Origin of the sequence: Shinella sp. G-2, from assembly GCF_050172695.1 — a bacterium.
In the GTDB taxonomy this organism is placed as follows: domain Bacteria; phylum Pseudomonadota; class Alphaproteobacteria; order Rhizobiales; family Rhizobiaceae; genus Shinella.
The window spans coordinates 1-7,301 of sequence record NZ_JBBEYH010000050.1; the positions used below are offsets into that span (position 1 = coordinate 1).

General features: G+C 61.8%; 4 protein-coding genes and 2 pseudogenes. 5 read left to right on the forward strand and 1 reads right to left on the reverse strand.

Annotation, left to right across the window (positions count from 1 at the left end):
• Positions 1-232, forward strand: a pseudogene (locus V8U06_RS28865) (hypothetical protein); the annotation flags it as partial.
• Positions 233-337: 105 nt separating this feature from the next.
• Here V8U06_RS28865 and V8U06_RS28870 read toward each other — a convergent pair.
• Positions 338-1,264, reverse strand: coding sequence for a LysR family transcriptional regulator (locus V8U06_RS28870; RefSeq protein ID WP_427143604.1), 927 nt, complete (start codon positions 1,262-1,264; stop codon positions 338-340).
• 160 nt (positions 1,265-1,424) lie between these two features.
• Here V8U06_RS28870 and V8U06_RS28875 point away from each other — a divergent pair, with 160 nt between their 5' ends.
• From V8U06_RS28875 to V8U06_RS28890, 4 genes and pseudogenes are all read left to right on the forward strand, one after another.
• Positions 1,425-3,113: a GMC family oxidoreductase gene (locus V8U06_RS28875; protein WP_427143605.1), complete on the forward strand. Its 1,689-nt coding sequence runs from the start codon at positions 1,425-1,427 to the stop codon at positions 3,111-3,113.
• Between the two features lie 125 nt (positions 3,114-3,238).
• On the forward strand, positions 3,239-5,752 hold the full coding sequence (locus V8U06_RS28880; protein ID WP_427143606.1) for a CoA transferase: 2,514 nt from the start codon (positions 3,239-3,241) through the stop codon (positions 5,750-5,752).
• Between the two features lie 117 nt (positions 5,753-5,869).
• The gene (locus V8U06_RS28885; protein ID WP_427143607.1) at positions 5,870-6,871 is read left to right on the forward strand and encodes an ABC transporter substrate-binding protein; all 1,002 of its coding nucleotides are present in this window, start codon (positions 5,870-5,872) and stop codon (positions 6,869-6,871) included.
• A gap of 88 nt (positions 6,872-6,959) precedes the next feature.
• Positions 6,960-7,301, forward strand: a pseudogene (locus V8U06_RS28890) (proline/glycine betaine ABC transporter permease); the annotation flags it as partial.

Consider the following 7,301-nt stretch of genomic DNA (forward strand, 5'->3'; position numbering starts at 1 on the left):
CCCCCGCAACCAAATCAAAAAAGCCCCCGGCGCTCAAATGCGCGGGGGCTTTTTGCATTCAGGCCCGAAAACTCAGATCCCGCCCATGCAAAGGTACTTCATCTATGGCCGATGGCCGACCGGGATGGAGGCCGCCGGCGTGGCGGTCCTGATTGCCGGCGTCGTTTTGGCGATCCGCGTCTTCCATAGCCAGCGGCCCAGATCGAAGGAGGTTTTGGCCCAAATTTCTTGACTTTGGCGGCCCTTCGCACGGTCGAAAGCGCCTGTCCTGGATTCGCCGTTTGCGTTCGGGATAAACGGCGTGCCATTGGAAATTATAGCCACGAACATACGAAAATCAGCCCCACGCCCGCCGGATCGCGTCCAAGGCTGCCAGTATCGTCGGATCTTGAATGCGAGCCGCCAGGCAGAGGAAACTTAGTGTCGTCGAGATTTTGATATTCTCAGCGATGACGAGGCCGTGTGCCTGTTGTTCATGAAGGGCAATCGACTCTCGGCAAAGGCTCAATCCCACCCCTGTCCGGACCATGGCGACCATTGACGTCTCCTGATCCACCTGGGCGACGATATTTTGCCGGACGCCTAAATCGGCAAACAGGCGCGACAGCAATCGATTATGGACCGAGGCCTGTGGTGTGCCGATCCAGGGAAGCGATGCGAGCTGGGACCAATCGGCACCGCGCACGAAACCGGCAAGCGCCGGCGGCGCGACGACGCGATAGGTCAGTTGCGCCAGCTCGCGGGCATGAAACAGAGGTGCGGCGCTCTCGGCGGTCATATCGGCGGAAGGGTCGTAGTCGCCTGGGTCGCCGAGAAAGAAGCCGGCATCGAGTTCATTTCGCCTCAGCCCTTCCGGCACATCGCCGCTCATTCCGTGACGCAGGGTGGTTTCGATGCCCGGCCCGTTTTCGATGAGCGCCTTTAGAAACGCGCCCAAGCGGGTGAATTCAGGGTCGATGATCGTGCCGATCCGCAATTTCCCCCGGACGCGTGTCGATAGATGTCCGGCCGTCTGGCCGAAATCCGTCAGCGCCGCCAGCACCTGCTCGGCCTTGGCCGCCAGCAGCGCCCCCTCCTGCGTCAACTCCAAGCCTGTGGAGGTCCGCCGGAACAGGGAGAGGCCGGTTTCCGCGGCAAGACGTTTCAGTTGCAGCGTCACGGCCGGCTGCGTGACGTGCAACAGCTCCGCGGCGCGGGTGACGTTGCCCTCCCGCGCCACGGTGACGAATGCCCTCAATGTTCTCAGGTCGATCGACTGCAGCATATTAATTTCATTTATAATGCCTTCTATCATTTGTCATTGGATTTTCCGGCTGAACCTCCGCTATGGCTTTGAACAATGTAGGCAGGGAGGCTGGCATGCCACGGCAAGATGTCGAAGCTTATGACTGTGCGTTGTTCCGTTGGAGCAGGCGGGCAGAACAATGACGCGCAACGCTTTCCCCCCTTCCCACGATACTTTTGATTATATTGTTGTAGGCGGCGGCTCCGCCGGTTGCCTGCTCGCCAACCGCCTCAGCCGTGATCCGGCGATGCGTGTTCTGCTGCTGGAAGCCGGTCGCAAGGATGACTATCCGTGGATCCATATTCCCGTCGGCTATCTCTACTGCATCGGCAATCCACGCACTGACTGGCTGTACAAGACCGAGCCGGATGCCGGTCTGAACGGACGGTCGCTGCGCTACCCGCGCGGCAAGACGCTCGGCGGCTGCTCTTCTATCAACGGCATGATCTATATGCGTGGCCAGGCGCGCGACTTCGACGGCTGGGCCGCGGAAACCGGAGACGCGGCGTGGAACTGGCAGAACTGCTTGCCCGATTTCAAGGCGCATGAGGATCATTACCGGTTGGACAACGGCGCGGACCCGAAGACCGGCGGCAACAGCCGGTTCTCCGACATGCACGGCCATGGCGGCGAGTGGCGGATCGAGAAGCAGCGGCTCAAATGGGATATTCTCGAATCCTTTGCCGAGGCGGCCGTGGAGTCGGGTATTCCGCGCTCCGACGATTTCAACAGCGGCGACAACGAGGGCGTCGGCTACTTCGAGGTCAACCAGCGTTCCGGCTGGCGCTGGAACACTTCGAAGGCTTTTTTGCGCCCCGCAAAGAACCGCCCGAACCTGACGGTCTGGACGCAGGCCCATGTCGAACGGCTGATCCTTGAAACAGATGGTTCCGGCCGCAGGCGTTGCGCCGGAGTCGTGCTCCAGCGGCAGGGGCAACGGGCAGAGGTTCGGGCACGCAGGGAGGTCATCCTGTCCGCTGGCGCGATCGGCTCGCCGCAAATCCTGCAGCTGTCGGGTATCGGGCCCGCCGGACTGCTGAAGCGCCATGGTATCGAGGTTGTGCATGACTTGCCGGGCGTCGGGGAAAATCTTCAGGACCATTTGCAAATCCGCGCGGTCTTCAAGGTCGGCAACGCGAAGACGCTGAATACGCTCGCCAACAGCCTGTTCGGCAAGGCGATGATTGGGCTGGAATATGTGCTGAAACGCAGCGGCCCCATGAGCATGTCGCCCTCGCAGCTCGGCGCTTTTACCCGGTCTGACGACAGCCAGACCCACGCCAACCTGGAATATCACGTTCAGCCGCTCAGCCTCGACGCCTTCGGCGAACCGTTGCACAATGTGCCCGCCTTCACCGCGAGTGTCTGTAATCTCAATCCGACCAGCGTCGGGAGCGTGCGCATTCGCTCCGATAAGGCCGCCGAAGCCCCGGCGATTGCACCGAACTATCTCAGCACGGAAGAGGACCGCCGCGTCGCCGCCGAGAGTCTCCGGCAGGTGCGCAAGATAGTGTCGCAGCCGGCGCTCGCGAAATACCAGCCTGAGGAATGGAAGCCCGGCTTGCAGTTCCAGAGCGACGAGGAACTGGCGCGGCTGGCGGGCGATATCGCCAACACCATTTTCCATCCCGTCGGGACGACGAAGATGGGGCGCGAAGACGATCCGATGGCGGTGGTGGACAGCCGCCTCCGGGTGCAGGGCATCGAGGGCCTGCGCGTCGTCGATGCGGGAATCATGCCGAAGATCACCAGCGGCAACACCAATGCGCCGACGCTGATGATCGCCGAAAAGGCGGCCGGCTGGATCGTCGCCGATGCGCGTGCATAGAGCATTTCCAGGAAAAGTGTGAAACGGTTTTCCGTCCGGAAATGCGAAAAACAAAGAGTTGGAGCGTTTTCGCGATTCGGAGAAAAGCGGAAATGCTCCGGAAAATTCCTGGGGAGGTAAGAGAAATGACATCGATCGCACGTTCCGCGCTTCCGCTTTCCGGCGTCCGGGTGGTTGATTTCGGGCAATATATCGCCGGCCCGGCCGTGGCTATGATCCTTGGCGATCTCGGCGCGACCGTCGTGCATGTCGATCCGCCTGGCGGTCCGCTCTGGGACAATCCCGCCAACGCCATCCTCAACCGCAACAAGCTGATCGTCACCATCGATCTTAAATCGGAGAAGGGGGTGGACGAGGCGAAAGCGCTGATAGCCGAGGCCGACATCGTCGTTGAGAATTTCCGTCCCGGCGTGCTCGCCCGGCTCGGGATTGATTTTGCGGCGCTCCGCAACGCACGGCCAGAGATGATCACTCTGTCGATCCCCGGCTTCGCCTCCGATGATGAGCTTCGCCGCGATTGGCGAGCCTTCGAGACGGTGATCGCGGCCTCGTCCGGCGTCTTCACGGACATGGGCCTCAATCGCGTCCTGATGGGCATCAACCCGTCTTTCTCGCCGCTGCCGCTCTCTTCCGCCTACGGCACGATGCTCGCGGCGTCCGCGACGGTGCTGGCGCTTCAGGCGCGCGAGCGCACCGGGCGTGGCGATCACATCGAAGTGCCGCTGGCAAGCGCCGTCATGGAGGGTCTCTCCTACAATTCCATCCTGATCGACGACTATCCGCTGCGCTACCAGACCCAGCGCGAGCGGGAGATCGAGCGCCGGCGCGGCGAAGGCTTGCCGATGGACATGTCCTATGACGACCTTCAGGAGTTCCTCGATCCCTTCTATCGCAGCTATAATTGCGCCGACGGGCGGATGTTCTACGTCGTCTGCCCCAGCCACAAGAACCATGCCAAGCGCTGCCTGCAAGCCCTCGGCATTTACGACGAATTGGTTGCTGAAGGACTGCGCGAGGAGGAAGACACCTACCTTCCGGTCTCGCAATGGTCGTCGGACGTTTCGCTCGGCGTCTATCCGCTCCCGAAATTCTGGGCCGACAAGATCGCGGCCCGCATGAAGGAGGTTTTCCTGACGAAGACGTCGGATGAATGGGAACGCATCTTCGGAGAGGGATTGTTTCCGGGCGCGCCACAGCGCTGGCTGAAGGAATGGATCGCCGACGATCACGCCAAGGCCGCCGGCTTGATGATCGAGGTCGACGATCCGATCCTTGGCCGCATGACCCAGCCGGGGCCGATGGCCTGGCTGCAGGAGAGTGCCGAAGCCATGCTGACACCGCGCCCGCGGCGTTGGGGAACCTTTACGGACGCGCTGGTGATGCTTTCGGGCGTGGAGCGCCCCTCCTTGCCGGCGCCGACGATCGAAGCTCCCGGGGGCTGGCTGGACGGCGTCAAGGTTCTCGATCTTTGCAATGTGATCGCCGGTCCGCATTCGGTCGCCTATCTCGCCCGCTTCGGCGCGGAGGTGATCAAGATCGATCCGGCCAGGCCGCTCTATGATTGCTGGAACACCGTGATCTTCGGCATGTCGCACATGCGCGGAAAGCAATCCGTGCTGCTGAACATCGGTTCGCCCGATGGCCGCGTCGTCTTCGAGGAACTGGTGCGCTCCGTCGATGTCGTGGTCTGGAACGCCACCGACCGTCAGGTCAAGGCGATGGGGCTCGATGCCGAAAGCCTGAACGCGCTGAACCCCCAAGCGATCTTCTGCCAGCTCGATTGCTTCGGCGGCGTGCGCACCGGCCCGCGCACCGACTATCTCGGCTATGACGATCTCGTGCAGTCGGCAACCGGCATCATGTTGCGCTTCGGCGGCTCCATGGACACGCCGGAGGAACACGCCCATGTTGGAACCATCGACGTCATGTGCGGCTTCGGCGCGGCGCTTGGCATTGCCGCGGCTCTCTACCAGAAATCCAGAGCCGGGACCGTCGGCCGCCCGCGCACATCGCTGTCGGCACTGACCGGCCTCGCGCAGATACCCTTCTGCTACGACTATGCCGGGCGCGGCCCCTTCGATGAACCGTCCGGCCGCGAAACCAAGGGGTATCATGCCCTGTCGCGGCTCTACGAAACGGCAGGCGGCGATCACCTACTTTTGTGCGCCTCGGAGGCCGATCTCCTGCGCTTCGGCAAGGTCGAGGGTCTCAGGGGGATTGTCGAAATGGCGGCATCCGATCGCGGGGCCTATCTGGCGAAAGCCTTCATGACCGCGCCGGCGGAAACCTGGCAGCAGCGGCTGCGGGAGGCCGATATCGGCGTATCGCTCTGCGAGAACATTGAAACGATCCGCAGCCGCAGTGCCCGTATTGCCGATGGAACGCCGGGCATCGACCGGGGCAGTTATTCCTTCTCGATCTTCCCGGAACATCCGAGCGGACACACCGTCACGCAGCTCGACCCCTTCGCCATCCGTCCGGCTGTCGGCAGGGTCAAGGCTGTCGCGCCGGCGGAGAAGTACGGAGCCTCCACGCGAGCCGTTCTGAGGACCCTGAACTACACCGAAGCCGAGATCGACCGGATGATTGCCTCCGGCACGATCAGCGAGACCTGGAGCGAGGAGTATCTGCCGAGCTAGCAGGAAACGGCGGCTTTGGGTTCTGAGGAGGATACCGAAGCCGCTCGCAGCCCGTGACGATATGCGATGGCGCTGACGGGCTTGGAATTTTCCCATCGCATATAGGGAGGAAATGCCATGAAAGAACTCTTCGCCTCGACATGCCTGGCAGCAGCGATGCTGACCTTTGGCAGTTCGGCGCAGGCTGCGGATTGCGGCGACGTCACCATCGCCAGCATGAACTGGCAGAGCGCCGAAGTGCTCGCCAGCCTGGACAAGTTTATCCTGACCGAAGGTTACGGTTGCAACGCCGAAATCATCCAGGGGGATACGGTCCCGACGATCACGTCGATGACCGAAAAGGGCCAGCCCGACATCGCGCCCGAAGGATGGGTCGATCTTCTGCCCGATGTCGTCAACGCCGGGGTTGCAAACGGAAAGCTCGTCGTTGCATCGACCGTCCTGACCGACGGCGCGGTGCAGGGTTGGTGGATGCCGAAATACCTTGCTGACGCGCATCCGGACATCAAGACGATCGATGATGTCCTCAAGCATCCGGAGCTGTTCCCGGATCCCGAAGACAAATCGAAAGGTGCGATCCACAATGGCCCGCAGGGCTGGGGTGGTACGGTCGTGACCGCGCAGCTTTACAAGGCCTATGGTGGCGAGGCGGCGAATTTCACGCTCGTCGATACGGGTTCGGCCGCCGGCCTCGACGGCTCGATCGCCAAGGCCTATGAGCGCAAGGAAGGCTGGGTCGGCTATTACTGGGCCCCGACCGCGCTTCTCGGCAAGTACGACATGGTCAAGCTCGACTATGGCGTGCCGCACGACGCCGCCGAGTGGAAGCGCTGCAACACCGTCGCGGACTGCCCCGACCCGAAAAAGAATGAATGGCCGAAGGATACGGTCCAGACGCTCGTGACCAAGGCGTTCTCCGAGCGCGCCGGCGAGGACGTCATGGGCTATCTCAACAAGCGCGCCTGGTCGAACGACACCGTCAACAAGCTGATGGCGTGGATGACCGACAACCAGGCGAGCGGCGACGACGGCGCAAAGCACTTCCTCGAAGAGAACGAGGCCATGTGGAAGGAATGGGTCTCGCCTGAGGCAGCCGAGAAGATCAAGGCGGCGCTTTGATCTCGTTCAAGACGTTGTCGGTGCTTACGGCGCCGGCAACGAACAGCGCGTCCGAGGATGCGCTCGCCGTTATCGAGGAGGATAGATTTTGGATTGGCTGTTCAGCTTTCCGCACATGGATGATGCGTCTCTGCGCGATCTCAAGAAGGCGATCGACGAAGGGTTCCGCGGGTTCACGCGGGCCTATGGTGACGGTCTTGAAGTAATATTCGAGCCACTACAGCACTTTTTGATCTGGTCCGAGCGCTTCATGACGAAGACGCCTTGGCCGATCATCCTGCTTCTGATTGCCGCCGTCGCGTGGTTCGCTAGCCGCAACTGGAAAATCGTCGCCGGCGCCGTCGGCACGCTTCTCGTCATCGGCTACTTCGACATGTGGGACGATACGATGAAGACGGTCTCGATGATCTTCGTCTGTACCGTGCTCTCC